Source organism: Pseudomonas panipatensis, from assembly GCF_900099785.1.
GTDB classification, from domain to species: domain Bacteria; phylum Pseudomonadota; class Gammaproteobacteria; order Pseudomonadales; family Pseudomonadaceae; genus Pseudomonas; species Pseudomonas panipatensis.
The window spans coordinates 330,023-353,603 of sequence record NZ_FNDS01000004.1; the positions used below are offsets into that span (position 1 = coordinate 330,023).

Sequence of the window (23,581 nt, forward strand, 5' to 3'; positions counted from 1 at the left end):
GCCCATCGGCCTCTCCATCATTGGGTTCGCGAACACTGGGAGCCGCCACCACGCGCCGACGCACCTTGCCCGTCGCATCGCGAAGGCATATCAGCAGCGCCGCGACGCCTCTGGCGCGGGCAGCAGCGCCAGGGATTGCCGGGTTTCCGCACTCTGCCCATCGCGCCAGACCTTGAAGGCGTCCAACTCCGATTGCCAATGACGCACCACCCAGGCCAGCACCGCCAGATCATCGAGCAAGCCCACGCCAGGCAGCCAATCGGGAATCAGATCCACCGGCGAGAGGAAGTACAACAGGGCCGCCACCACGGCCAGCAGCGCCTTTGGATTCACTTGCCGGTACTGTCCACGAACCGCGGCCAGGGCCAGCTCTTGCAACAGACGCAGATCGGATTTCACCAGCTTCAACCGTGAGCTTTTGCGCGCCACCGCGAAGAGAAGCGCCGGAACTCGGCCACGGGCCAGAAAGCGTTCGGCCAAGGCGAGATAGCGATCGAATCCGACTGGTTTTTTCATCGGTCACCTCTTCCCGGCTCTTGCTGCCGGCGGTTCGCGGGTTATCCACCTTTCCTGTGGATAACTCTGTTGAAAGTATCTTCACGCATCGCCATGAGGCCCGTCGCCAGGGGCTTCCAGACAGATCGGCGATTTTTTATCCAGACCTGGAAAATCTTTAAAAATCATGCATTTGCAGCTAAACGATCGAAACAATCATGTCAAGCGCCAGCGGTAACTCCGTCTGCGACATAAGTGTGCATAAGGGTGACACCCACCTTTGGCGCAAGCCTTTTGCGACCGACCGGTCAGCCGCGAGCCTTTCGCATTCGCGACAGAAAATGCAAACGCCCCGCGAATGGCGGGGCGTTTCACCTGGTACCAAAGTACTCAGTTCTGCGGCTGTGCCTGGTCGCCACCCGCCTGGTTCTGGTCCTTGATGCCCAGCAGTTCCAGATCGAATACCAGCACCGAGTTGGCCGGAATGGTCGGGCTCGGGCTCTGCGCGCCGTAGGCCAGTTCGCTGGGGATGTACAGCTTGATCTTCTCGCCGACATGCATCAGTTGCAGGGCTTCGACCCAACCCGGAATCACACCATTGACCGGCAGATCGATGGGGCTGCCACGCTGGATGGAGCTGTCGAACACAGTGCCATCGGTCAGCTTGCCTTCATAGTGAACGGTCACCACGTCGGTCGCCTTCGGCTGCGGACCATCGGCCTTCTTCACGACTTCGTATTGCAGGCCGGACTTGGTGGTGATCACGCCTTGACGCTTGGCGTTGTCCTCGAGGAACTTCTTGCCAGCCTTGAGGGTTTCATCGCTCAGCTTGGTCATGCGCTCTTCGGAACGCTTCTGCAGGAAGCTGAAGGCTTCGGTCAGCTCTTCATCGGTCAGCTTCTGCTTCTTCTTGCCGATCGCATCTTCGATACCTTGGGCGACAGCCTTGGAATCCAGATCATCCATGCCTTCTTGCGCCAGGCTCTTGCCCATGTTCAGGCCGATACCGTAAGAGGCTTTCTGCGCCGGCGTCTTGAGTTCCACATTGGCCGCTTGCTTATCGCAACCTGCGAGAACCAGGCCGACCAGTGCGATCGCCGCCGCCAACCGATGTTGTTTCATGCTGATTCCTTGTCTATTCGCCGTGCTGGCATGTTCGATGAAGCCGCGAGCTTAGCAGGGCGCCGCGACCAATGGCTATGGCCAATAGGAACCACTGCCGGGAGATAAGTTCCCACTTCAAACTTATATATAAATTAACAAGATAGGAGGCTGGGAAGGATGCCTGGAAGGCCAGGGCGTTTTTCGCAGGCAATGAAAAAGCCCCCAGGCATTTCGGCCTGAGGGCTTGGATATGGCGCAGCGGACGGGACTCGAACCCGCGACCCCCGGCGTGACAGGCCGGTATTCTAACCGACTGAACTACCGCTGCGTCGGACCTCGGAGCGAGATTGGTGGGTGATGACGGGATCGAACCGCCGACCCTCTGCTTGTAAGGCAGATGCTCTCCCAGCTGAGCTAATCACCCTTCACTCTCGAAGTGGGGCGCATTCTACGGAGCCATCGCCCCCCTGGCAAGCCCCTGAGCGAAAAAAAATTTCAGATGTTCCAAAGGCTTAGGAAATCTCCACGAAGTCGGCGACGGGGTTGGCCTGGAGAGCCGCTAGCGGAATAATGCGGACCTTTGTGTCCCGGGAGTTTGATCCTCATGTGGTTCCGTAACCTGCTCGTCTACCGCCTTACCCAGGATCTGCAGATCGATGCCGATTCCCTCGAGAAAGCCCTGGCCAGCAAGCCGGCGCGCCCCTGCGCCAGCCAGGAACTCACCACCTACGGGTTCACCGCCCCCTTCGGCAAAGGCCCCGATGCGCCCCTGGCGCATTCCAGCCAGGGCTTTTTCCTGATCAGCGCGCGCAAGGAGGAACGCATCCTCCCCGGCAGCGTGGTGCGCGATGCGCTGAAGGACAAGGTCGACGAAATCGAGACCGCGCAGATGCGCAAGGTCTATAAGAAGGAGCGCGACCAGCTCAAGGACGAGATCGTCCAGAGCCTGCTGCCGCGTGCCTTCATTCGCCGCTCCTCGACCTTCGCCGCGATCGCCCCGAGCCTGGGCCTGATCCTGGTCGATTCGTCCAGCGCGAAAAAGGCCGAGGACCTGCTCTCCACCCTGCGCGAAGCCATCGGCTCGCTGCCGGTGCGTCCGCTGAGCGTCAAGATCGCCCCGAGCGCCACCCTCACCGACTGGGTCAAGACCCAGCAGGCCGCCGGTGACTTCCATGTGCTGGACGAATGCGAGCTGCGCGACACCCACGAGGATGGCGGCGTGGTGCGTTGCAAGCGCCAGGACCTGACCAGCGACGAAATCCAGCTGCACCTGTCGTCCGGCAAACTGGTCACCCAGTTGGCCCTGGCCTGGTCGGACAAGCTGTCCTTCGTCCTCGACGACAAGCTGGCGATCAAGCGCCTGCGTTTCGAGGACCTGCTGCAGGAACAGGCTGAACAGGACGGTGGCGAAGACGCTCTCGGCCAGTTGGACGCCAGCTTCACCCTGATGATGCTGACCTTCGGCGAGTTCCTCCCGGCGCTGTTCGAAGCCCTCGGTGGCGAAGAGATCCCTCAGGGCATCTGACCCCGCCTCCGGCCGGCGCCACCTGGCGCCGGCCATCAGCATAAAAAAGAAGAAGGCCCCCCATGCGTGCCCTTGCCCTGCTGAGCCGCTTCGTCGGCAATACCTTCGCCGTCTGGGTGCTGCTGTTCGCCGTGCTGGCGTTCGTCGCGCCAGAGTGGTTCCGCCCACTGGCACCGGCCATCGTGCCGCTGCTCGGGGTGGTGATGTTCGGCATGGGGCTGACGCTGAAAGTCGAGGACTTCGCCGAGGTGGCCCGCCATCCCTGGCGCGTGGCACTCGGCGTGGTCGCCCATTTCCTGATCATGCCGGGCATGGCCTGGCTGCTTTGCCAGGTGCTGCGCCTGCCGGCGGATATCGCCGTGGGCGTGATCCTGGTCGGCTGCTGCCCCAGCGGCACCGCCTCCAATGTCATGACCTGGCTGGCGCGCGGTGACCTGGCGCTGTCGGTGGCCATCGCCGCAGTGACCACCCTGCTCGCCCCGCTGCTGACCCCGGCATTGATCTGGCTGCTGGCCTCGGCCTGGCTGCCGGTGTCTTTCGGCGCGCTGTTCTGGTCGATTCTGCAAGTGGTGCTGGTGCCCATCGCCCTCGGCCTTCTCGCCCAACGGCTGCTCGGCGCGCGGGTCCGCCATCTCGTCGAAGCGCTGCCGCTGGTCTCGGTGCTGTGCATCGTGGTGATCATTGCCGCCGTGGTGGCAGCCAGCCAGGCGAAGATCGCCGAGTCCGGCCTGCTGATCATGGCCGTGGTGATCCTGCACAACGGCTTCGGCTTCCTCCTCGGCTACTTCACCGGACGCCTCTTCGGCCTGCCCCTGGCACAGCGCAAATCGCTGGCCCTGGAGGTCGGCATGCAGAACTCCGGGCTCGGTGCGGCACTCGCCAGCGCCCACTTTTCGCCGCTGGCGGCGGTTCCCAGCGCCTTGTTCAGCGTCTGGCACAACATTTCCGGGGCGAGTCTGGCCAGTTGGTTCCGGCGCCTCCCCGAGAAGGGCGCCGACGAGCTGAATCCTTAAGGATTTCGCGTCGGCAATACGCGCCGCCGGGTTGCCACGGCGACGAACACGTGCAGAATAATGCACATCGTGAGGACGACCTCACCACCGATCCGGTGCTTCGATGGGGACGGCCCTGCACCCGCAATCCATCCTCTGAGGTAGCCATGTCCTGGATCGTTCTGTTCTTCGCCGGCCTGTTCGAAGTCGCCTGGGCCGTTGGTCTGAAGTACACCGAAGGCTTCACCCGCCTGTGGCCCAGCCTGCTCACCGCACTCGCCATGGCAGCCAGCCTGGGCCTCCTCGGCCTGGCCATGAAGAACCTGCCGCTGGGCACCGCCTATGCCATCTGGACCGGCATCGGCGCGGTCGGCACGGTGATCGCCGGTATCCTGCTGTTCGGCGAATCCATCGCGCCGCTGCGGCTGCTCAGCATCGCGCTGATCCTCTGCGGCCTGGTCGGCCTGAAACTCAGCCATTGAGTGCACGCATCGCTACTGTCGCTTTCGTGGAAAACTCCCGGTATGCTGCCCCCACTGTGCTTGCTTGGGTCACTACGGCTCGTGACCTGATGTGGCGGCTCCGCCCCCATCGCCCGGCTCGGCTTACTCCTTGCAACTCAGAAAAAAAGCGCGGCCGAACCGCGCTGCCATCCACTTCGTTCAAGGTGTAAAACAATGTCGAATCGTCAAAACGGCACCGTTAAATGGTTCAACGATGCCAAAGGTTTTGGCTTCATCACTCCGGAAAGCGGCAACGACCTGTTCGTGCACTTCCGCTCCATTCAAGGCAACGGCTTCAAATCGCTGCAGGAAGGCCAGAAGGTCTCCTTCATCGTGGTTGAAGGCCAGAAAGGCCTGCAGGCGGACGAAGTTCAGATCATCTGAACCCTGTCCCAGAAAAAGCCCCGGCATCGACCGGGGCTTTTTCATTTCAGCGGGCGTCTCCACGCAAGAGCGCGACCTGCACCTGCAAGTGCTGCCGCGCGGCGTCCTGCGGCAGCAGCGGCTGCCCCGCCACCAAGCGCACCCGCGACCACAAGCGCTTGAAGAAGCCCTTCCGCGGATCGCGGCTGAAGAAGCTGCCCCACAGCCCCTGCAGGGCCATGGGAATCACCGGCACCGGGGTTTCCGCGATGATCCGCTCGACCCCGCCGCGGAATTCGTTCATCTCGCCATCGCTGGTCAGCTTGCCCTCGGGGAAGATGCACACCACCTCGCCATCGCGCAGGTACTCGGCGACCTTGCGGAACGCCTCTTCGTAGATCGTCTCGTCCTCGTGGCGTGCGGCGATGGGCACGGCGCCGGCGGTGCGGAAGATGAAGTTGAGCAGCGGGATCTGGAAGATCTTGTAGTACATGACGAAGCGCACCGGGCGGCGGATGGAGCCGGCGATGAGCAGCGCGTCGACGAAGGATACGTGGTTGCAGACCAGCACCGCCGGGCCTTCATCGGGAATGGCTTCGAGATTCTGGTGATCGACGCGGTACATGGAATGGCTGAGCAGCCAGACCAGGAAGCGCATGGTGAACTCGGGCACGATCTTGAAGATGTAGACGTTGACGCCGACGTTCAGCAGCGACAGCACCAGGAACAGCTGCGGGATGCTCAATTTGGCCACGGAGAGCAGCAGGATCGAAACGATGGCCGCCGCGACCATGAACAACGCGTTGAGGATGTTGTTGGCGGCGATCACCCGCGCCCGCTTGTCCTCTTCGGTGCGCGCCTGGATCAGCGCGTACAGCGGCACGATGTAGAAGCCGCCGAAGATGCCGATGCCGAGGATGTCGCTCAACACCGCCCAGGACTGCGGCTGTTCGAGCACCTGCAGCCAGCCGTAGGGCTGCGCGGCCTCGGGCAGACCACCGCTGTGCCACCAGAGGAGGATGCCGAACAGGCTCAGGCCGATGGAGCCGAACGGCACCAGGCCGATCTCCACCTTCTTGCCGGACAACTTCTCGCAGAGCATCGAGCCCAGGGCGATGCCCACCGAGAACACGGTGAGGATCAGCGTCACCACGCTTTCGTCGCCGTGCAGCAGCTCCTTGGCATAGGTCGGGATCTGCGTCAGGTAGACCGCGCCGAGGAACCAGAACCAGGAGTTACCGACCAGCGAGCGGGACACCGCCGGTCGCTGCGTCAGGCCCAGGCGCAGGATGCTCCAGGACTGCTTGAAGATGTTCCAGTCCAGTTGCAGCGACGGCAGCGCCGCCGCCGCGCGCGGAATGCCACGGCTGGCCAGGTAGCCACAGCTGGCGACCAGCACCACGGCGATGCCCACCGCCGGCGCATAGGACTGCCGCGACATGAGCATGCCGGCACCGATGGTGCCGGCGAGGATGGCGAGGAAGGTGCCCATCTCGACCAGCGCGTTACCGCCGACCAGTTCGTCCTCGTGCAGGTGCTGCGGCAGGATCGAGTACTTCACCGGCCCGAACAGCGCCGAATGGGTCCCCATGGCGAACAGGGCGATGAACAGCAGGGTCAGGCTACCGAACAGGAAGCCCGCCGCGCCGATCAGCATGATGACGATCTCTGCCAGCTTCAGCGCGCGCATCAGCGCATCCTTGTTGAACTTCTCGCCGAACTGTCCGCCGAGGGCGGAGAACAGGAAGAACGGCAGGATGAACAGCAAGGCGCACAGGTTGACCAGCAGACTGCGGTCGCCGCCGATGGTCAGGTGGTAGAGGATCGCCAGAATCAGCGACTGCTTGAACACGTTGTCGTTGAACGCACCGAGCAACTGGGTGATGAAGAACGGCAGGAAGCGTTTGTTGCCCAGCAGAGCGAATTGCGAATGTTGGCTCATCGTCCGTGTGTACCTGGTCAGTCGACCCGCGAGGCGGGCCAGGAGAAGGGCACTGCGGCCCGTCGCTGATTTGACTGCAATCGGCGGCTATCTGGCCACATCTTCCGGCGAAAAAAGCTGCGTGCCGACCCACCTTCGTCGCCACTGACGGCACGCTGCCGCCGCGCCCGCTCAGCGCGGCAAGGAACGCGCGCAGGCCTGGCGGTACTCGCCGGGCGCCACGCCGTAAGCCTGCTTGAACTGGCGGCTGAGGTGGCTCTGGTCGGCGAAGCCGAGCTGCGCCGCGACGCTGGCCGGCTGGCAACCGCTCTTCAGCAACGCCCGGGCCTGCTCCAGGCGGCGCTGCTTGAGCCAGGCGTGGGGCGGCAGACCGGTGGCCTTGCGGAAGACCCGAGCGAAATGGAAGGGCGACAGGTTCACCGCCGCCGCCAGCTCCTCCAGCGACGGCGGCTCGCACAGGCGCGCGGCCAGCAATTCACGGGCCCGCGCCACCGCCAGCGGTTCCCGCCCGGGCGGCGGCGCCTCGGGCACCCGCGCGTAACGCTGGAACAACAACAGTAAGGCTTCGCGCCAACGCGTCTGGCATTCCAGCGTGTCGGCGTGGGACTCGAGCAAACGATGCACGTCGAGGCAGGACTGGATCACCCGGCTGTCCTGCAACACGCTGGCATCGAACGACGGCAGCCCCGTGCGTCCCAGCGCCAGCTCGTCGAGCACCGCGGCCACCTGGCCGACCTCTGGATAGAAGCCACGGTAGCGCCAGCCGGCTTCGTGCGCCTTGGAGCCGGTGTGCACCTCATCGGGATTGATCAGCACCAGGCTGCCGGCCGGCGCCAGGTGCTCCGCGCCGCGATGGCGGAAGCGCTGGGCGCCCTGCTCGATCAAGACCAGGGCGAAGCCTTCGTGCACGTGTGGGGCGAAACGCTGCTCGATGAATCGCGCCCGCAGCAGTTCCAGGCCACCCAGCTCGGGGGCGCGCCAGAAGCGCGTCTGTTCGCCGTTGCCGCCCTGCATGGCCATTTCAGCCGTTGAAGCCGGCTTCCAGCGCGGCCTTGACCTGCGGCCATTCGAGGTCGGTGATGCTGTAGATGACGGTGTCGTCGAGGCGTCCACCGGCCAGCCGGCGGTGATTGCGCAGCACGCCCTCGCGGACCGCGCCGAGCTTTTCGATGGCCCGTTGCGCGCGCAGGTTGCTGGCGGCGGTCTTCAGTTGCACGCGAACCATCTTCCAACTGTCGAACGCATGGCGCAGCATCAGGTACTTGATGCTGGCGTTCAGGCCGCGGCCGTGTTGCGAGGCATCCAGCCAGGTGCCGCCAATCTCGCAGGCCGGCAAGGCTGGCAGGAAATCCATGAAGCGGGTGGTCCCCACCAGTTGGTTGCCCAGGCGCACGACCAGCGGCAGCGCGCGGCCCTCGCGCTGTTCGGCGAGCCCGTGGCGATACCAGTCCGGCCGCTGCGGCGCGCTCATGAATTTGAGCGCTTCGCGATTGGCCTCGGCCAGGGCCACCAGCTCGGGCACGTCGGCCTCGACCATCGGCTCCAGGCGCAGGGCGCCGCGTTGCAGGGTTATCGGTAGCGGTCTGAACATGGACCCTCCTCGCACATCGACTCTCAATCCGGCTCCCAATCAGAGCCTTGCGGCCATGGTAAGTGCCCTCCGCCGCGCCGGGCTCGACGGACGGGGCTACCGCAAGGGGGCGGCACGCTACCAGCCAGCCCGAGATGCGGCAAGAAGCCTCTGATACCTTCGTAGCAAGGTTCTGACAGTACGGCGCTTTGATGAGAAACTGCCGGTACGCGCTAGGCTCCGCAGGTAACGCGGAGCATGGGTTATTTTCGGAGTTCGCATGTCGTTGTCCAGCGGGCTGATCGCCACGGTCGCCCTCCTCTACATGGCCGTCCTGTTCGCCATCGCTTTCTATGGCGACCGCCGCCGCGCGCCGCTGTCGCCGCGCCTGCGCGCCTGGGTCTACAGCCTGTCGCTGGCGGTCTACTGCAGCAGCTGGACATTCTTCGGCGCGGTCGGCCAGGCCGCCGGCCAGCTCTGGTCGTTCCTGCCGATCTACCTAGGCCCCGTGCTGCTGATGCTGCTCGCCCCCTGGGTGCTGCAGAAGATGATCATGATCAGCAAGCAGGAGAACATCACCTCGATCGCCGACTTCATCGCCGCGCGCTACGGCAAGTCGCAGGCCCTGGCGGTGGTGGTGGCGCTGATCTGCGTGGTCTGCGTGCTGCCGTACATCGCCCTGCAGCTCAAGGGCATCGTCCTCGGCGTGAACCTGCTGATCGGCGCCGGCCCCGACTCCGGCGGCAGCCGCGCGCAGGACACCGCGCTGATCGTCTCGCTGATCCTGGCGTTGTTCACCATCGTCTTCGGCACCCGCAGCCTGGACGTCACCGAGCACCACCGCGGCATGGTCCTGGCCATCGCCTTCGAATCCCTGGTCAAGCTCACTGCCTTCCTCGCGGTCGGCATCTTCGTCACCTTCGGCCTCTACGACGGCTTCGACGACCTGCTGCAAAAAGCGCGCAGCGCCCCGCAACTGGCCGAGTACTGGCAGGAGACCGTGCACTGGCCGGCCATGCTGCTGCAGACCGGCGTGGCCATGACCGCGTTCATGTGCCTGCCCCGGCAGTTCCACGTGCTGGTGGTGGAAAACATCGAACCGCGCGACCTCAACCAGGCGCGCTGGGTGTTCCCCATCTACCTGGTGCTGGCCGCGCTGTTCGTGGTGCCCATCGCCCTGGCCGGACAGATGCACCTGCCCGGCGGCGTCATCCCCGACTCCTTCGTGATCAGCCTGCCGCTCGCCGAAGCGCACCCGGCCCTGGCCCTGCTGGCCTTCATCGGCGGCGCCTCGGCGGCCACCGGCATGGTCATCGTCGCCAGCGTGGCGCTGTCCACCATGGTCTCCAACGACATGCTGCTGCCCTGGCTGCTGCGCCGCCGCGGTGGTAACGACGAGCAGCCGTTCGAAGTGTTCCGCCACTGGCTGCTCACCGTGCGCCGGGTCAGCATCGCGCTGATCCTGCTGCTGGCCTACGTCAGCTACCGCCTGCTCGGCTCCACCGCGAGCCTGGCGACCATCGGCCAGATCGCCTTCGCCGCCATCGCCCAACTGGGCCCGGCGCTGATCGGCGCGCTGTACTGGAAGCAGGCCAACCGCCGTGGCGTGTTCGCCGGCCTCGCCGCCGGCGCTGCGCTATGGGGGTACACCCTGGTGTTGCCGGTGATCGCCAAGAGCCTGGGCTGGCCGCTGGCGCATTTCCCCGGGCTCGCCTGGCTGGACGGGCGCCCCTTCGGCCTGCTGATCGAACCGCTGACCCTCGGCGTGCTGCTTTCGCTGATCGGCAACTTCGCCCTGTTCGGCCTGGTCTCGGTGTTCTCCCGCACGCGCGTGTCCGAGCACTGGCAGGCCAGCCGCTTCATCGGCCAGGAGATTTCCCAGCGCGTCAGCTCGCGCTCGATGCTCGCGGTGCAACTGGAGGACCTGCTGATGCTCGCCGCCCGCTTCGTCGGCGAGGAACGCGCGCGGCAGAGCTTCATCCGCTTCGCCTACCGCCAGGGCAAAGGCTTCACCCCCAGCCAGAACGCCAACGACGAGTGGATCGCCCACACCGAACGCCTGCTCGCCGGCGTGCTCGGCGCCTCCTCCGCGCGCGCGGTGGTGAAGGCCGCCATCGAAGGCCGCGAGATGCAGGTCGAGGACGTGGTGAAAATCGCCGACGAAGCCTCCGAAGTGCTGCAGTTCAACCGCGCCCTGCTGCAAGGCGCGATCGAGAACATCACCCAGGGCATCAGCGTGGTCGACCAGTCGCTGCGCCTGGTGGCCTGGAACCATCGCTACATCGAGCTGTTCGGTTACCCCGATGGACTGATCCAGGTCGGCCGGCCGATCGCCGACATCATCCGCTACAACGCAGAGCGCGGCCTCTGCGGCCCCGGCGACCCCGACCTGCACGTGGCCAAGCGCCTGTACTGGATGCGCCAGGGCACCCCGCACACCTCCGAGCGGCTGTTCCCCAACGGCCGGGTCATCGAACTGATCGGCAACCCCATGCCCGGCGGCGGCTTCGTCATGAGCTTCACCGACATTACCGCCTTCCGCGACGCCGAGCAGGGCCTCAAGGACGCCAACGAGGGGCTGGAGCAGCGGGTGCAGGAGCGGACCCACGAACTGTCGCAGTTGAACCAGGCGCTGATCGAGGCCAAGGGCACCGCCGAAGCCGCCAACCAATCGAAGACGCGCTTCCTCGCCGCGGTCAGCCACGACCTGATGCAGCCGCTCAACGCCGCGCGCCTGTTCTCCGCCGCCCTCGGCCACCAGAGCGGCTTGTCCGGCGAAGCCACCGACCTGGTGCGCCACCTGGACTCCTCGTTGCGCTCGGCGGAAGACCTGATCACCGACCTGCTGGACATCTCGCGCCTGGAAAGCGGCCGGGTCAGCGCCGAGCGCGCGGCCTTCCCGCTGAACAACCTGATCGACACCCTCGGCGTGGAGTTCAAGGTCCTGGCCCAGGAGCAAGGCATCGATTTCCATGTGCGCGGCAGCAAGCTGCGCGTGGAAAGCGACATCAAGCTGCTGCGCCGGGTGCTGCAGAACTTCCTCACCAACGCCTTCCGCTATGCCAAGGGGCATGTGCTGCTCGGCGTGCGCCGCGAAGCCGGCTACCTGCGCGTGGAGGTCTGGGACCGCGGGCCGGGCATCCCGCCGGACAAGCTCAGCGTGATCTTCGAGGAGTTCAAGCGCCTCGACAGCCACCAGACCCGCGCCGAAAAGGGCCTCGGCCTCGGCCTGGCGATCGCCGACCGGCTGTGCAAGGTGCTCGACCACAAACTCGAAGTGCGTTCCTGGCTGGGCAAGGGCAGCGTGTTCAGCGTCCGCGTGCCGCTGGCGCGGCAGCCGGCGCCGGCGGAGTTGAACGGGCACAAGGCCGAGGTGCCGGCCGAACTCAACGGTGCCCAGGTGCTCTGCGTGGACAACGAAGACAGCATCCTGGTCGGCATGAACAGCCTGCTCAGCCGCTGGGGCTGCCGCGTGCTCACCGCGCGCAACAAGAGCGATTGCGAGCAGTTGCTGGCCCAGGAAGCTCGCCCGGAACTGGCGCTGATCGACTATCACCTGGACAACGGCGAAACCGGCGCCGAACTGATGGCCTGGCTGCGCGCGCGCCTGGGCGAGCCGATCCCCGGCGTGGTCATCAGCGCCGACGCGCGCCCCGAACTGGTCGCGCAGATCCACGCGGCCGGCCTGGAGTTCCTCGCCAAGCCGGTCAAGCCGGCAGCCCTGCGCGCCCTGCTGAGCCGGCACCTGAGCCTCAACTGATCGCCCTCAAGGGCGCAGATGGCGCTCGAACCAGGCCAGCGCCTCGGCGCCGGCCTGGGCGGCGCCGACCGTGTAGGGATCGAAGTGTCCGCCCGGCAGCAGGACCAGGCGCTTGGGCTGCAAGGCCCGCTGATAGGCGGCCAGCGCCAGGTCAGTGGGCGTCACCGTGTCATGCTCGGCGACCAGCATCAGCAGCGGCGTCGGGCTGACCCTTTCGATCAGCAGGCCGGGCTCGTACTCGCTGGCGCGCTCGCTGGAGCGCAGGGTCACGCGGTTTTCCCAGCGCACCGGCAGGCCTCGCGCAAAGCCGTAGAAGGCCTCGGCATCCGCTCCCGGATAGATCCCCGCCTCGCCCGCTTCGGCGATTACCCGACGGTAGGCCGGCGCCGCACCGCGCAGACGCGCCAGGCGATCCGCCTGAAAGGCCGCGCGCAACGCCTGGACCTGCTCGCCGGCGCGGCGCAGGAAGCTCTGGTAGCCGCTGATCGTCGGCACCTGCGCCACCACGCAGCGCAAGCGCCGATCCAGGGCGCCCAGGGTAATCGCATGGCCGCCGCTGTAACTGGAACCCCAGAGGCCGATGCGCGTGGCGTCGGCCCAAGCCTGGGTGGCGAGCCAGGTGATCAGCTCGCGCATGTCCTCCACCTGCCGCCACGGATCGATCTCGCCGCGCCGCTCGCCGCCGCTGGCGCCGAAATTGCGATGGTCGTAGAGCAGCACGGCGAAACCGGCGGCGGCGAAGCGCTCGGCCAGGCGGTCCAGGTGCATGGCCTTGAGCGCGGCGAAGCCGGGGCTCATGACAATGCATGGCAGGGGCTCGTCGTCAGCCTGGGCGGGGCGGAACAGCCAGGCGTCCAGCTCGACCTCGGGCAGGACGATACGCAGGCTCTGACGCTGGGCGGCAATGGCGGACATCGGCATTCTCCTGGGCGAAGGCGCAAACGCGCGGGAGTCGCCAGGATAGGCAGGCCGGCACCCGCTCACCGCGCCGCGCCGGCCAGTTTCTACGGCGCATCGGCCAGACACGTCAGCGGTAGTCGCGCGGCGCGCAGCCCATCAACTTGCGGAAAGCCGCCGAGAAGGCCCCGGCCGTTTCGTAGCCCAGCTCGGTGGCGATGCGCGTCACCGGCTCGCCGGCGGAGAGTCGCGGCAGCGCGGCGAACACCCGCGCCTGCTGGCGCCAGAGCATGAAGCCCATGCCCAGCTCGGCCTGGAACAGGCGCGCCAGGGTCCGGCTGGAGGCGCCCACCTGCCGCCCCCACTGCTCCAGGCCGCGCGGGTCGCCGGGCTGCGCCAGGAGCCCGAGGCAGAGCCGCTGCAGGCGCGGGTCGCGGGGCATCGGCAGGCGCAGCGGGCAAGCCTGGGCCCAGGCGATCTCATCCAGCAGCACCTGCAGCAGCCGGCGTTCGCGCACACTCCAGGCGGCCGCCGGCGGCAGGCTGCAGGCGCGGCAGAGCAGTTCGCGCAACAGCGGCGTCACCCCAAGGCTGGTCGGGACGGCCGGCAATCCGGGCGGACAGGCCGGGTCGCGCAGATAGAGACTGCGCAGGCTCACCGGGCCGCGCGCACGCAAGCGATGGCGCAGGCGCGGCGGCATCCACAGCGCCTGCTGCGGCGAAATCAGCCAGAGGCCATCGGCGCAACTCAGCTCCATCACGCCACTGACCGCATAGATCAGCTGCGCGCCCTCGTGCCAGTGCTCCGCTAGGCAATGGCCGTCGGGGTACTCGCGGCTCAGGGCACGCAAGGACTGCTCGGGCTCTGGAAAGGCGATCAACTGCATGAAGGGCTCCGCTGGCAGGCCGGGGCGCCTATTCTGCCGGCCGCCTCGGCGGCCCGCCAAGCCTGCCTTGATTCACCGCAAGCCAAAGCCCGGCGCAGCCATTAGACTGCCGGGACAGACGCCCGGAGGCCGCCGATGCAGGAAAACATGGAGATCGTTCTCGACCTGACCACCGCCCTGGCCATCGGCCTGTTGGTCGGGACCGAGCGCGGTTGGCGCACCCGGGACAGCGAAGACATTCGGCAGATCGCCGGCATCCGCACCTTCACCCTGACCGGCATGCTCGGCGGTTTCAGTGCCCTGCTTGCCAGCCATTTCGGCGTCTGGGCCTGGGCGATCATGGCCCTGCTGGTCGGCCTGCTGGCGGTAGCCGGCTACCTCGCCGACGTGCGCCGCAGCGGCGACCAGGGCATGACCAGCGAAATCGCCCTGCTCGCCACCTTCCTCCTCGGCAGCCTGGCGGTGGCCGACAGCCGCCTGCTGGCCACCGCCGGCGGTGTGGTGGTCGCCCTGCTGCTGAGCCTGAAGGAATCCCTGCATGCCGCACTCAAGCACCTGGACGCCAAGGAGCTGTCCGCGGCCTTCAAGCTGCTGTTCATTTCGGTGGTGATGCTGCCGGTGCTGCCGAACCAGGGTTATGGTCCCTGGCAGGTGTTCAACCCCTATTCGACCTGGTGGATGGTGGTGCTGATCGCCGGCCTGGGCTTCGCCGCCTACGTCGCCGTGCGCCTCACCGGTACGCGCTACGGCCTGTTGATCACCGCTGTGCTCGGTGGCCTGGTGTCGTCCACCGCGATGACCCTGACCCTGGCTCGCCTGCATCAGGATCGCCGCCTGCACGCGCTGCTGGCCGCCAGCCTGCTGGCGACCTCGGCGCTGATGTTCCCGCGCGTACTGCTGGAAGTCGGCGCGGTCAGCCCGGCGCTGTTGCCGCGCCTGCTGCCGGCGCTGCTGCTGGCCGCCCTGGTGTATGCCGGCGGCGCCCTGGTCTTCTGGTTCCGGGCGGAAAGCCAGGACGGCCAGGCGTCCAGCGAGCCACCGCTGAAAAACCCCTTCGAGCTGGGACCGGCGCTGCGCTTCGCCGTGCTGCTGGCGTTGATCCTGTTCCTCGTCGAAGCCAGCCGGCGCTACCTCGGCGACGTTGGCGTGTACCTGGTGGCGTTGCTCTCCGGCCTGGCCGATGTCGATGCCATCACCCTGTCCCTGGCCAGCCATAGCCAGAATGGCCTGGAAGCCTCGGTGGCCAGCCACGGCATCGTCCTCGCGGTGATCAGCAACAACGTCGTCAAAGCCACCCTCATCGCCCTGATCGGCGGCCGCCAACTGGCCCTGCGCTGCCTGCCGGTGATGCTCGCCGGCCTCGCCTGCGGCTCCCTGACGCTGCTGCTGTAAAGCCCCTCGACGCGGCGCGTGCGGTAGCCAACGGACAGCGCCTTGCGCGCTGCCCGCCCGGCCTAACCAAAGGCGGGACTTGCCCAGCGCGGATTTCCGCGTGCGCCGGGGAAACGCCCGTGGCGCCTGAGCCGGCGCCGTTCGCGCGGGACGGTAACAGCGCACCGGGGCATGGCAGGCCGCGGAGGGATCGGTCAGCATCGAGATCGACCTTCGGCCATCTCGGCGCCCGCCAATCTGCCCCTGGAGCAGCCCATGACCTGTGGCACAACAGCCCCCGCCCCCTCAGCGCGCACCCGCCGCCTTCGCTCATCGCTGCGCCCGAGTGGCGCGGCCCGCCCTGGAGCGACGACATGAACGCCAGGCTCGACAGTCTCGCCCCGGCTCCCGCCGTGCGACGCTTCGTGGTTTCCGGTTCGCTGCGCCTGGCGGTCTACCAGTGGGGCGACCCGCAGTTGCCGACCCTGCTGCTGGTGCATGGCTATCCGGACAACCACGCCGTCTGGCTGCCGCTGATCCAGCGCCTGGCCGGGCGTTTCCACCTGGTCGCCTACGACGTGCGCGGCGCCGGAGAGTCGGACAAGCCGAGCAGGACCGGCGATTACCGCCTGGAACTGCTCAGCCAGGACCTGCAAGCGGTGCTCGACGCGGTCAGCCCGGAGCAACCGGTGCACCTGGTCGCCCACGACTGGGGCTCGATCCAGACCTGGGAAAGCGTCACCGATCCGCGCTTGCGCGCACGCATCGCTTCCTACACCAGCATCTCCGGCCCCTGCCTGGATCACGTCGGCTGCTGGATGCGCGAGCGCCTGCGCTCCCGGCAACCGCGCGCATTGCTGGAACTGTTCACGCAGTTGCTGCACTCCTGGTACATCTACTACTTCCACCTGCCGCTATTGCCCGAACTGGGCTGGCGCCTGGGCGGCGCGCGGCTCTGGCCGCAATTCCTGCGCCGCGTCGAAGGCCTGCGCGCGCCCGCGCCGAATCCGCACCAGGCCAGCGATGGGCGCCATGGCGTAAAGCTCTACCGAGCCAACTTCATCGGCGCGATCTTCTCGCCGCGCCAGCGCTACACCGAGGTGCCGGTGCAGTTGATCGTGCCGACCCGCGATCACTTCGTCGGCGCGCCACTGTTCCAGCGACTGCCGCAGTGGGCTCCACGGCTGTGGCGGCGCGAGGCCCAGGCCGGCCACTGGCAATTGCTCGCCGAGCCGCAGCAACTGGCCGGCTGGATCGACCAGTTCGTCAGCCACATCGACGGCGCCGCCGCCTCCGACTCCCTGCGCCTGGCCCGCCAGCCGGCGCACTGAGCCTGCCTGCGGACCCGCAGCCCATGGCCGGCGGCAACGAGGCGCCGGCATACTGCGCTTCCCGCCACTGGCCATACAGGGATCGCTCATGCCGCTGGGAACCTATCCGCTGTACCCCGCCCTCGCCGACCGCGAAGCGCGCTTGCCGGACGCGGTCGACGTGGTCATCGCCGGCAGCGGCATCATGGGCTGCGCCAGCGCCTGGCAACTCGCCGGGCGCGGCCTGCGCGTCCTGGTCTGCGACAAGGCCGGGCTGGCCAGCCAGCAGTCCACCCGCGCCTGGGGCTTCGTCCGCCAGCAGGGCCGCGATCCCGCCGAAGTGCCGCTGATGATGGCCGCCATCCCGCTCTGGGAACGCCTCGAAGAAACCCTGCAAGCGCCGCTGGAGTGGCGCCAGGGCGGCTGCCTGTACCTAGCGGAGAACGAGCAGCGGCGGGCGCATTACCAGGCCTGGCTGAAGGTCGCGGCGGACTGCGGCCTGGATACCCGGCTGCTCTCGGCCAGGCAGGTCTCGACGCTCATGCCGGGCCTCGCCGATGCCGGCCTCGGCGGGCTCTACACGGCCAACGACGGTCAGGCCGAACCGCGCCGGGTAGCCCCTGCCTTCGCCCTGCGCGCCCGCGAGCGCGGCGCCCTGTTCGTCGAAGGCTGCGGGGTGAGCGGCATCGACCTGGCCGGCGGACGGGTGTGTGGCGTACAGACCGAACGCGGCTACGTGAAAACCCGCCAGGTGCTGGTGGCGGCCGGCGCCAGCAGTTGGCGCCTGCTGCGCGGCATCGGCCTGGACCTGCCGCAACAAGCCGTGCGCTGCACGGTCTCGCGCACCAGCCCGGGGCCGGATATCGGTGCGCAGAGTTTCATCGGCCACGGTATCGGCATTCGCCAGCGAGCCGATGGCAGCCTCAATCTGGCCGACGAAACCCAGGCCGACATCGACCTCAGCCTCGATCATCTGCGCGCGGCCAGGTGGTACCTGCCAGTGCTGCCGGAGAACCGCGCGAGCTTCTCCCTGCACCTCAACGGCGCCCTGCTGCACGACCTGCGCCAGCGCCTGCCAGGCTCGGAAAGCCAGCGCAACGGTGCCGTGCTCGGCGAGCGCGATCCACAGGTGGCGGTGAACCAGGCCCGCGTGCAACGCGCGCAGCGGTCGCTGGGCCAGGCCTTCCCGGCCCTGCGCGACGTGCGGGTGGTGGAAAGCTGGGCGGGCATGATCGATGTGCTGCCCGATGGCATCCCGGTCCTGGATGCGCCCAGCGAGGTGCCGGGGCTACTGCTGGCCAGCGGTTTCTGCGGCCACGGTTTCGCCCTGGGGCCGATCGTCGGTCAACTGATGAGCCAATGGCTGCTCGACGGCCAACCGGGGATGGACCTGCGCGCCTTCCGCCTGCGCCGCTTCGCCGATGGCACGGCGGGCAAGCCGTATTCGCTGTTCTGAGCGGGATCGGCGCCGCCTCATCCGGCGGACCAGGCGCGACGCCTGATCCACTTGGCCGGGAACGCCGGCGTGAGCCGCCGCGGCGGCGGCTACTCGCCGTCCACCGGCTGCGGATCGTCGCTCAGGGCGCGCTCCAGCCAGTCGTTGGGCAGGCTCTTGCTGGCGCGGGCGCCGAGCAACTTGACCTGCTCGGCGCGGCTGATCAGGTTGCCGCGCCCCTCGCAGAGTTTGTTGCGCGCCGCCGCATAAGACTTGTCCAGTTGCTGCAGCCGCACGCCCATCTCGTCCAGGTCCTGCACGAAGAGCACGAACTTGTCGTACAGCGCCCCGGCGCGCTCGGCGATCTCGCGGGCGTTCTGGTTCTGCCGCTCCTGGCGCCAGAGGCTGTCGATCACCCGTAGGGTGGCCAACAGGGTGGTCGGGCTGACGATCACGATATTACGCTCGAACGCCTCCTGGAACAGGTTCGGTTCGGCCTGCAGGGCCGCCGAGAAGGCCGCTTCGACCGGCATGAAGAGCAACACGAAATCCAGGCTGTGCAGCCCTTCCAGGCGCTTGTAGTCCTTGCCGGAGAGGCCCTTCACATGGTTGCGCAGGGATTGCACGTGCTGCTTCAGCGCCTGCTGGCGGATCACCTCGTCGTCGGCGGCGACGAACTGCTGGTAGGCGGTCAGGCTGACCTTGGCATCGACCACCACCTGCTTGTCGCCGGGCAGGCGGATCAGCACGTCCGGCTGGAAGCGCTCGCCATCGGCGGCGCGCAGGCTGACCTGGGTCTCGTATTCGCGGCCCTTCTCCAGGCCGGCATGCTCCAGCACCCGCTCCAGCACCAGCTCGCCCCAGTTGCCCTGGGTCTTCTGCCCCTTGAGCGCGCGGGTCAGGTTGGTCGCCTCCTCGCCCAGGCGCAGGTTGAGCTGCTGCAGGCGCTCCAGCTCCTTGGCCAGGGAAAAGCGTTCGCGGGCTTCCTGTTGGTAACTTTCCTCGACGCGCTTCTCGAAGGACTGGATGCGCTCCTTCAACGGGTCGAGCAATTGCCCCAGGCGTTGCTGGCTGGCTTCGGCGAAACGCTGCTCACGCTCCTCGAAGATCTTCCCGGCCAGTTCGGCGAATTGCGCCCGCAGCTCATCGCGCGCCGCCTGCATGTCATCCAGGCGCCGCTGGTGGCTGTCCTGCTGCTCACGCAGCTCCGCCCCCAGGGACGCGCATTCGGCGGCCAGCCGGCGCAGCTCTTCTTCCTTGCTCTCACGCTCGCCCTGCCAGGCCTTCTCCGTTTGCCCGAGGCGCTCGCGCTCCGCGCGCGCCAGTTCGACTTCCCGGCGCAGCCCCGCCGCTTCCGCCGCCAGCTCGCCGTGCCGCGCACTGAGGCGCTGGAAGGCCTCGCGGTCGCCGTCCAAACGGGCCCCCAGGCCATCCTGGGCCAGTTGCGCGGTGGCCAGGCGCTCCTGGCAGAGCGCCAGCTCGCGTTCCTGTTCCGCCAGGCGCTCACGCAGGCGCCAGGCGAGATACGCCAGGGGCAGCGCCCCGGCGAATACGCCGATCAGCAGGTTGGGCAGGTCGAGGGGCATGACGGCTCCGGGCAGAGGTTCGGTGGAAAAAGCCGCGCCATGGTAGCAGCCCTGATCGCCGGCGGAGGCACTGCGCCGCAGCGAAAGGCATTGACAAATGCCCATCGAAGCAAGCGCTTGGGACAATCCACAGAAGCTGTGGATAACCTAGTGGAAAAGATGATGAAAAGGTCTTATGCGCCTTGCCCTATGCGGCCGCGGCTCAGATTGATGCTTTTTTCACCAATAGAAAAAATCCTTATTAATCAATTATTTATAAAGTCCAGAAGAAAAAACAAGAGCTTACGGGAGAATGTTTCAGGCTATTGACATTGGCTGCACTCATTGTGCACAAGTGCTTCGCGGCTGAGCGCGAGCCGCCTCATTTCGGGGCAGCTGCAAGGGCTATCGGGAGGGCGCCGAGGGGCGCCGGATCCTGTCGATCAGACCGGCTGGCGGGCGCGGCGACGGCGTTCGCCGCGCTCGCTCAGGGGAAGATGCGCCGAGGGCGCGGCGCCCTGGCCGAGGGAGAGCAGCACTCGCTCGTACATCTGCCGTGCGGCGCTCTTGCTCGGGTACTGGAAGAAGTATTGATTGAGATAGACGCGCCACTGGCGGCGGTCATGGGGATGGGCTTCCAGGCGGATATCCATGGCGGTCGGGCACTCCGTTGCTTGGCCAGCGCATAAACCTAGCGCGCCGAACGCGATCGAGGAGTGGATGACGACGGACGGTCAGGCCGGGGGGGCGCAAGCCCCCCCACCGCGCGGGCCTGCCGGGGTCATTCGCTGTGGATAGCCACGCTCGCCGGCTGCCGGCGCATCAGCACCCGGCCATGGCGGATCGACAGCAGCGGCAAGCCCTGGCTGCGAATCAGCTCGTGGTCGCTCGCCACCGGCAGCAACAGCAGATTGGCCGGGCGACCGACCTCCAGGCCATAGCCCTCGCCCAGGCAGAGGGCGCGGGCGCTGTTGTCGGTGACCAGGTCGAGGGCGTTCTGCAGGTTGCGATAGCCGAGCATGTGGCAGATATGCAGGCCCGCTTCCAGCACTCGCAGGATGTTGCCGTTACCCAGCGGGTACCAGGGATCGACGATGGAATCCTGACCGAAGCAGACATTCAGACCCGCCTCCAGCAGCTCCGCGACGCGGGTGACGCCTCGCCGCTTCGGATAGCTATCGAAACGCCCCTGCAGGTGGATGCTTTCCGTCGGGCAGGAGACGAAATTCAGGTCCGCCCGCGCCAGCAGGCGGAACAGCTTGGAGCAATAGGCATTGTCGTAGGAGCCCATGGCCGTGGTGTGGCTGGCCGTGACCCGGTAGCCCATGCCGCGGCTGCGCGCCTCTTCGGCGAGCACTTCGAGGAAACGCGAGTGCGGGTCATCGGTCTCGTCGCAGTGCACATCGACCAGGCAGCCATTGCGCTCGGCCAGGTCCATGAGGAACTTCAGCGAGCTGACGCCCTGCTCGCGGGTGTTCTCGAAGTGCGGGATGCCGCCGACCACATCGGCGCCCAGGCGCACCGCCTCCGCCATCAGCTCACGGCCCTTGCCGAACGACTCGATGCCCTCCTGCGGGAAGGCGACTATCTGCATGTCCAGCAAGTGGCGGGTTTCTTCCCGCAGTTCGAGCAAGGCATGCAGCGCGGCCAGGCTGGGATCGGTGACATCGACGTGGGTGCGCACATGCTGGATGCCGTGCGCCACCAGCATGTCGAGGGCACGCCGGGCGCGCGCCTTGGTGTCCTCCCGGGTGATGCTGGCCTTGCGCTCGGCCCAGCACTCGATGCCCTCGAACAGGGTGCCACTCATGTTCCAGCGCGGCTGGCCGGCGGTGAGCACCGCATCCAGATGGATATGCGGTTCGACGAACGGCGGGATCACCAGGTTGCCGGCGGCATCCACCTCGTCCCCTTCGGCCACCAGGGTGCGTGGCTGCGCCTCTATGCCATCGATCAGGGCGCCATCGAGGATCAGGCAGTGCAGCCCTGCGCGATTGCGCAGGCGGGCATTGACGATTTTCATGAACGGCCATCCTCCCAGGTCTTGGCAACGCCTTAACCATAGGCCATGCGCGTCTGTCGCGGGCATGTATGAGAGGCCTTACAAAACACCGCGATTCTTTACCGGACCTTTACCCGGCAACGGCGACCCGGCGCGCGTTACGGCGGTCTGAGGAGGTAGCCGATTCGAGTCCCTGTCGATTCGGCGAATCGATGCCGTCAGTGCGTCCGCCCAAGCCGGACGCCGCAAGGAGAAAACCATGAAGAAAACCGTCGCCCTGCTCTGCGCGGCGCTGATGATGAGCGCCCCGCTGGCCAGTTTCGCCCAGCCCGGCCCGGAGCGTGACTACGATCAGCACGGGCCGGACAAGCGTCCGCACCCGGACGGCCAGCCGCAGCACGACGAGCATGGGCAGCAAGGGCGCGACCAGGCGCGGCCGCCACACGCCGACCCGCATGCCTACCGCAATCCGGGCTATCGCCCACAAGCCGGGATGCCGGTGCCGCATCGGGAATGGCGCAGCGGCGTGGTGGTCGAGCCCAGGTTCCGCGGCGATCGCTACTGGGTGACCGACTGGCACGCGCGCCATCTGTACGCGCCGCCGCGTGACCACCGCTGGCTGTACATCAATGGCGACTACGTGCTGATCGCCGTCGCTACCGGCGTGATCGTGAACATCCTCGCCGGCTATTGAACCTGAGCGCCCCGCCTCGCCGCGGGGCGTTCCTCAGGCGCTGGTGCTGATCAGCGAGCCGGAACTGCCGCCCTGGTTGCGGATCGCCTCGGCCAGCGCCGCGACTACCGCCTGCATGGCCGCCGAGGTGTTCGCGACCTGGGTCTGCAAGGCCATCACCGCGGCCGTGCGCTCCGCATCCGAGGAATATTGGCGGGACTGCGCGGCTGACAACTCCTGTTGTTGCTGCTGCAACTGCTTTTGCAATTCCTGCAATTGCTTCTGCAGCTTGGCGATGATTTCGCTACTGCTGCTACTGCTCGAACCACCCGCCGCCCCGCCTGCCGCGCCAGCACCACCGGCCTGGCCCTTCTGGCCGGCATTGCTTTGCCCGGCCGCTGCCGTATCGCTCGTGCCGCTCGCCGCTGCGTCGGCGCTGGTATCTGTCGTCGCGGTCGAGGCAGACGCCGGCAGGCGAACATTCAGCGATGCCGTCGACGCGCTCGAAGAGAAAGAAATGTTCATCCCGCTGCCCTAGCTCCATGGGGTCCAGCCGGGCTATCGACCTATCGATGGAAATCTTGAAGATACTCGCCAGAAAATTCGCAGCCAGTCCGCAAAGCCTCTAGCATAGGCGTCGCCCGCCAGCCGACGATCCCCGCCCGATGAACAAGCGACACGCCTACCAACGCATCCTCGCCAAGCTCGAAGAAGATCTGGAGGTGGCCCTGCGCGCCGCGCGAACCGCCCACGAAGCGGCGACGCACGAAGAAAGCATCGCCGAGAACAAATACGACACCCTCGGCCTGGAGGCCTCCTATCTGGCCGCCGGCCAGGCGCGTCGCGTGGAAGAAATCCGCCAGTCGCTGGCGCTGTTCCAGAATCTGGTGCTGCGCAACTTCGATGCCGAACAGGGCATCCAGACCAGCGCCCTGGTGGAACTGGCCGACGCGGACGGTCGCAGCAAATGGCTGTTCCTCGGACCGGACGCCGCAGGCCTGAAAATCGAACTGGATGGCCAGGAAGTCCTGGTCATCACGCCACGCTCGCCGCTGGGCGGCGCCCTGCTCAATCGCCAAGCAGGCGATGAGTTGGAAGTCGGCAGCGGCAGCGCGCGCCAGACTTACGAAATCACCCAGATCCTCTGATAGCGGCCGGCTTCCGGCGGCAACCGATTTGCGCTATCAC

22 protein-coding genes and 2 tRNA genes are annotated in these 23,581 nt (G+C 66.8%); 11 read left to right on the forward strand and 13 right to left on the reverse strand.

The window, feature by feature from the left end:
- Positions 1–90: 90 nt before the first annotated feature.
- From BLQ74_RS11775 to BLQ74_RS11790, 4 genes are all read right to left on the reverse strand, one after another.
- A complete protein-coding gene (locus tag BLQ74_RS11775; RefSeq protein WP_090262748.1) occupies positions 91–516 on the reverse strand; it encodes a YkvA family protein in 426 nt (141 codons plus the stop codon).
- Positions 517–885: 369 nt separating this feature from the next.
- Positions 886–1,617 (reverse strand): BamJ family beta-barrel-assembly machinery protein, encoded by a 732-nt coding sequence (gene bamJ / locus BLQ74_RS11780; protein WP_090262749.1) that lies wholly within the window; start codon positions 1,615–1,617, stop codon positions 886–888.
- A gap of 233 nt (positions 1,618–1,850) precedes the next feature.
- Positions 1,851–1,927, reverse strand: a tRNA-Asp gene (locus tag BLQ74_RS11785).
- Positions 1,928–1,947: 20 nt separating this feature from the next.
- Positions 1,948–2,023: transfer RNA gene (locus tag BLQ74_RS11790), tRNA-Val, on the reverse strand.
- 180 nt (positions 2,024–2,203) lie between these two features.
- Here BLQ74_RS11790 and rdgC point away from each other — a divergent pair.
- The 4 genes from rdgC (at position 2,204) to BLQ74_RS11810 (ending at position 5,003) form a co-directional block, all read left to right on the forward strand.
- Positions 2,204–3,124 carry a recombination-associated protein RdgC gene (gene rdgC / locus BLQ74_RS11795; protein WP_090262750.1) on the forward strand — a complete coding sequence of 307 codons (921 nt, stop codon included), beginning with the start codon at positions 2,204–2,206 and terminating at the stop codon, positions 3,122–3,124.
- A 62-nt stretch (positions 3,125–3,186) separates the two neighbouring features.
- The gene (locus BLQ74_RS11800) at positions 3,187–4,137 is read left to right on the forward strand and encodes a bile acid:sodium symporter family protein (protein ID WP_090262751.1); all 951 of its coding nucleotides are present in this window, start codon (positions 3,187–3,189) and stop codon (positions 4,135–4,137) included.
- 146 nt (positions 4,138–4,283) lie between these two features.
- Positions 4,284–4,598 carry a quaternary ammonium compound efflux SMR transporter SugE gene (gene sugE, locus BLQ74_RS11805; RefSeq protein ID WP_090262752.1) on the forward strand — a complete coding sequence of 105 codons (315 nt, stop codon included), beginning with the start codon at positions 4,284–4,286 and terminating at the stop codon, positions 4,596–4,598.
- 195 nt (positions 4,599–4,793) lie between these two features.
- Positions 4,794–5,003: a cold-shock protein gene (locus BLQ74_RS11810; RefSeq protein WP_090262753.1), complete on the forward strand. Its 210-nt coding sequence runs from the start codon at positions 4,794–4,796 to the stop codon at positions 5,001–5,003.
- Positions 5,004–5,049: 46 nt separating this feature from the next.
- Here BLQ74_RS11810 and BLQ74_RS11815 read toward each other — a convergent pair whose 3' ends face one another.
- The 3 genes from BLQ74_RS11815 to BLQ74_RS11825 form a co-directional block, all read right to left on the reverse strand.
- A complete protein-coding gene (locus BLQ74_RS11815; protein ID WP_090262754.1) occupies positions 5,050–6,924 on the reverse strand; it encodes an MFS transporter in 1,875 nt (624 codons plus the stop codon).
- A gap of 171 nt (positions 6,925–7,095) precedes the next feature.
- Positions 7,096–7,938, reverse strand: a complete 843-nt coding sequence (locus BLQ74_RS11820; RefSeq protein WP_090262910.1) for an AraC family transcriptional regulator — start codon at positions 7,936–7,938, stop codon at positions 7,096–7,098.
- Positions 7,939–7,945: 7 nt separating this feature from the next.
- Entirely contained in the window at positions 7,946–8,515 is a 570-nt protein-coding gene (locus BLQ74_RS11825) for a GNAT family N-acetyltransferase (RefSeq protein WP_090262755.1), read from the reverse strand.
- A 259-nt stretch (positions 8,516–8,774) separates the two neighbouring features.
- On the opposite strand from BLQ74_RS11825, the gene BLQ74_RS11830 reads away from it, so the two are divergent.
- Positions 8,775–12,254: a PAS domain-containing hybrid sensor histidine kinase/response regulator gene (locus BLQ74_RS11830; protein WP_090262756.1), complete on the forward strand. Its 3,480-nt coding sequence runs from the start codon at positions 8,775–8,777 to the stop codon at positions 12,252–12,254.
- 6 nt (positions 12,255–12,260) lie between these two features.
- Here BLQ74_RS11830 and BLQ74_RS11835 read toward each other — a convergent pair whose 3' ends face one another.
- Positions 12,261–13,169 carry an alpha/beta hydrolase gene (locus BLQ74_RS11835; RefSeq protein WP_212633137.1) on the reverse strand — a complete coding sequence of 303 codons (909 nt, stop codon included), beginning with the start codon at positions 13,167–13,169 and terminating at the stop codon, positions 12,261–12,263.
- A gap of 112 nt (positions 13,170–13,281) precedes the next feature.
- A complete protein-coding gene (locus BLQ74_RS11840; RefSeq protein ID WP_244507182.1) occupies positions 13,282–14,037 on the reverse strand; it encodes an AraC family transcriptional regulator in 756 nt (251 codons plus the stop codon).
- 135 nt (positions 14,038–14,172) lie between these two features.
- Between BLQ74_RS11840 and BLQ74_RS11845 the strand changes: the two genes are divergently transcribed.
- The 3 genes from BLQ74_RS11845 to BLQ74_RS11855 all read left to right on the forward strand — a co-directional run bounded on the left by BLQ74_RS11845 (position 14,173) and on the right by BLQ74_RS11855 (position 18,174).
- Positions 14,173–15,429, forward strand: a complete 1,257-nt coding sequence (locus tag BLQ74_RS11845) for an MgtC/SapB family protein (RefSeq protein WP_090262758.1) — start codon at positions 14,173–14,175, stop codon at positions 15,427–15,429.
- 353 nt (positions 15,430–15,782) lie between these two features.
- Positions 15,783–16,739 carry an alpha/beta fold hydrolase gene (locus BLQ74_RS11850; RefSeq protein WP_090262759.1) on the forward strand — a complete coding sequence of 319 codons (957 nt, stop codon included), beginning with the start codon at positions 15,783–15,785 and terminating at the stop codon, positions 16,737–16,739.
- An 88-nt stretch (positions 16,740–16,827) separates the two neighbouring features.
- Positions 16,828–18,174, forward strand: a complete 1,347-nt coding sequence (locus BLQ74_RS11855; protein WP_090262760.1) for an NAD(P)/FAD-dependent oxidoreductase — start codon at positions 16,828–16,830, stop codon at positions 18,172–18,174.
- Positions 18,175–18,263: 89 nt separating this feature from the next.
- On the opposite strand, the gene BLQ74_RS11860 is transcribed toward BLQ74_RS11855, so the two are convergent.
- On the reverse strand, positions 18,264–19,739 hold the full coding sequence (locus BLQ74_RS11860) for a DNA recombination protein RmuC (protein WP_090262761.1): 1,476 nt from the start codon (positions 19,737–19,739) through the stop codon (positions 18,264–18,266).
- 39 nt (positions 19,740–19,778) lie between these two features.
- Between BLQ74_RS11860 and BLQ74_RS27010 the strand changes: the two genes are divergently transcribed.
- On the forward strand, positions 19,779–20,048 hold the full coding sequence (locus BLQ74_RS27010) for a hypothetical protein (protein WP_139199057.1): 270 nt from the start codon (positions 19,779–19,781) through the stop codon (positions 20,046–20,048).
- 113 nt (positions 20,049–20,161) lie between these two features.
- Here BLQ74_RS27010 and BLQ74_RS11865 read toward each other — a convergent pair whose 3' ends face one another.
- Positions 20,162–20,371: a hypothetical protein gene (locus BLQ74_RS11865; protein ID WP_090262762.1), complete on the reverse strand. Its 210-nt coding sequence runs from the start codon at positions 20,369–20,371 to the stop codon at positions 20,162–20,164.
- Between the two features lie 128 nt (positions 20,372–20,499).
- A complete protein-coding gene (gene codA / locus BLQ74_RS11870) occupies positions 20,500–21,741 on the reverse strand; it encodes a cytosine deaminase (RefSeq protein WP_090262763.1) in 1,242 nt (413 codons plus the stop codon).
- A 238-nt stretch (positions 21,742–21,979) separates the two neighbouring features.
- Between codA and BLQ74_RS11875 the strand changes: the two genes are divergently transcribed.
- Positions 21,980–22,414, forward strand: a complete 435-nt coding sequence (locus BLQ74_RS11875) for an RcnB family protein (RefSeq protein ID WP_090262764.1) — start codon at positions 21,980–21,982, stop codon at positions 22,412–22,414.
- 33 nt (positions 22,415–22,447) lie between these two features.
- Here the strand turns inward: BLQ74_RS11875 and BLQ74_RS11880 are convergent, their stop codons facing one another.
- A complete protein-coding gene (locus BLQ74_RS11880) occupies positions 22,448–22,918 on the reverse strand; it encodes a hypothetical protein (RefSeq protein ID WP_090262765.1) in 471 nt (156 codons plus the stop codon).
- Positions 22,919–23,058: 140 nt separating this feature from the next.
- On the opposite strand from BLQ74_RS11880, the gene BLQ74_RS11885 reads away from it, so the two are divergent.
- A complete protein-coding gene (locus BLQ74_RS11885) occupies positions 23,059–23,541 on the forward strand; it encodes a GreA/GreB family elongation factor (RefSeq protein ID WP_090262766.1) in 483 nt (160 codons plus the stop codon).
- Positions 23,542–23,581: the final 40 nt, after the last annotated feature.

Bases quoted from the DNA above. Each gene is read 5' to 3' on its own strand.
- BLQ74_RS11830 (WP_090262756.1), top strand. From the start codon at position 8,775: ATGTCGTTGTCCAGCGGGCTGATCGCCACGGTCGCCCTCCTCTACATG.
- BLQ74_RS11815 (WP_090262754.1), bottom strand. From the start codon at position 6,924: ATGAGCCAACATTCGCAATTCGCTCTGCTGGGCAACAAACGCTTCCTG.
- BLQ74_RS11845 (WP_090262758.1), top strand. From the start codon at position 14,173: ATGCAGGAAAACATGGAGATCGTTCTCGACCTGACCACCGCCCTGGCC.
- BLQ74_RS11820 (WP_090262910.1), bottom strand. From the start codon at position 7,938: ATGCAGGGCGGCAACGGCGAACAGACGCGCTTCTGGCGCGCCCCCGAG.
- bamJ (WP_090262749.1), bottom strand. From the start codon at position 1,617: ATGAAACAACATCGGTTGGCGGCGGCGATCGCACTGGTCGGCCTGGTT.
- BLQ74_RS11800 (WP_090262751.1), top strand. From the start codon at position 3,187: ATGCGTGCCCTTGCCCTGCTGAGCCGCTTCGTCGGCAATACCTTCGCC.
- BLQ74_RS11865 (WP_090262762.1), bottom strand. From the start codon at position 20,371: ATGGATATCCGCCTGGAAGCCCATCCCCATGACCGCCGCCAGTGGCGC.
- codA (WP_090262763.1), bottom strand. From the start codon at position 21,741: ATGAAAATCGTCAATGCCCGCCTGCGCAATCGCGCAGGGCTGCACTGC.
- rdgC (WP_090262750.1), top strand. From the start codon at position 2,204: ATGTGGTTCCGTAACCTGCTCGTCTACCGCCTTACCCAGGATCTGCAG.
- sugE (WP_090262752.1), top strand. From the start codon at position 4,284: ATGTCCTGGATCGTTCTGTTCTTCGCCGGCCTGTTCGAAGTCGCCTGG.
- BLQ74_RS11855 (WP_090262760.1), top strand. From the start codon at position 16,828: ATGCCGCTGGGAACCTATCCGCTGTACCCCGCCCTCGCCGACCGCGAA.
- BLQ74_RS11875 (WP_090262764.1), top strand. From the start codon at position 21,980: ATGAAGAAAACCGTCGCCCTGCTCTGCGCGGCGCTGATGATGAGCGCC.
- BLQ74_RS11775 (WP_090262748.1), bottom strand. From the start codon at position 516: ATGAAAAAACCAGTCGGATTCGATCGCTATCTCGCCTTGGCCGAACGC.
- BLQ74_RS11840 (WP_244507182.1), bottom strand. From the start codon at position 14,037: ATGCAGTTGATCGCCTTTCCAGAGCCCGAGCAGTCCTTGCGTGCCCTG.
- BLQ74_RS11850 (WP_090262759.1), top strand. From the start codon at position 15,783: ATGAACGCCAGGCTCGACAGTCTCGCCCCGGCTCCCGCCGTGCGACGC.
- BLQ74_RS11810 (WP_090262753.1), top strand. From the start codon at position 4,794: ATGTCGAATCGTCAAAACGGCACCGTTAAATGGTTCAACGATGCCAAA.
- BLQ74_RS11860 (WP_090262761.1), bottom strand. From the start codon at position 19,739: ATGCCCCTCGACCTGCCCAACCTGCTGATCGGCGTATTCGCCGGGGCG.
- BLQ74_RS11885 (WP_090262766.1), top strand. From the start codon at position 23,059: ATGAACAAGCGACACGCCTACCAACGCATCCTCGCCAAGCTCGAAGAA.
- BLQ74_RS11880 (WP_090262765.1), bottom strand. From the start codon at position 22,918: ATGAACATTTCTTTCTCTTCGAGCGCGTCGACGGCATCGCTGAATGTT.
- BLQ74_RS11825 (WP_090262755.1), bottom strand. From the start codon at position 8,515: ATGTTCAGACCGCTACCGATAACCCTGCAACGCGGCGCCCTGCGCCTG.
- BLQ74_RS27010 (WP_139199057.1), top strand. From the start codon at position 19,779: ATGGTAGCAGCCCTGATCGCCGGCGGAGGCACTGCGCCGCAGCGAAAG.
- BLQ74_RS11835 (WP_212633137.1), bottom strand. From the start codon at position 13,169: ATGTCCGCCATTGCCGCCCAGCGTCAGAGCCTGCGTATCGTCCTGCCC.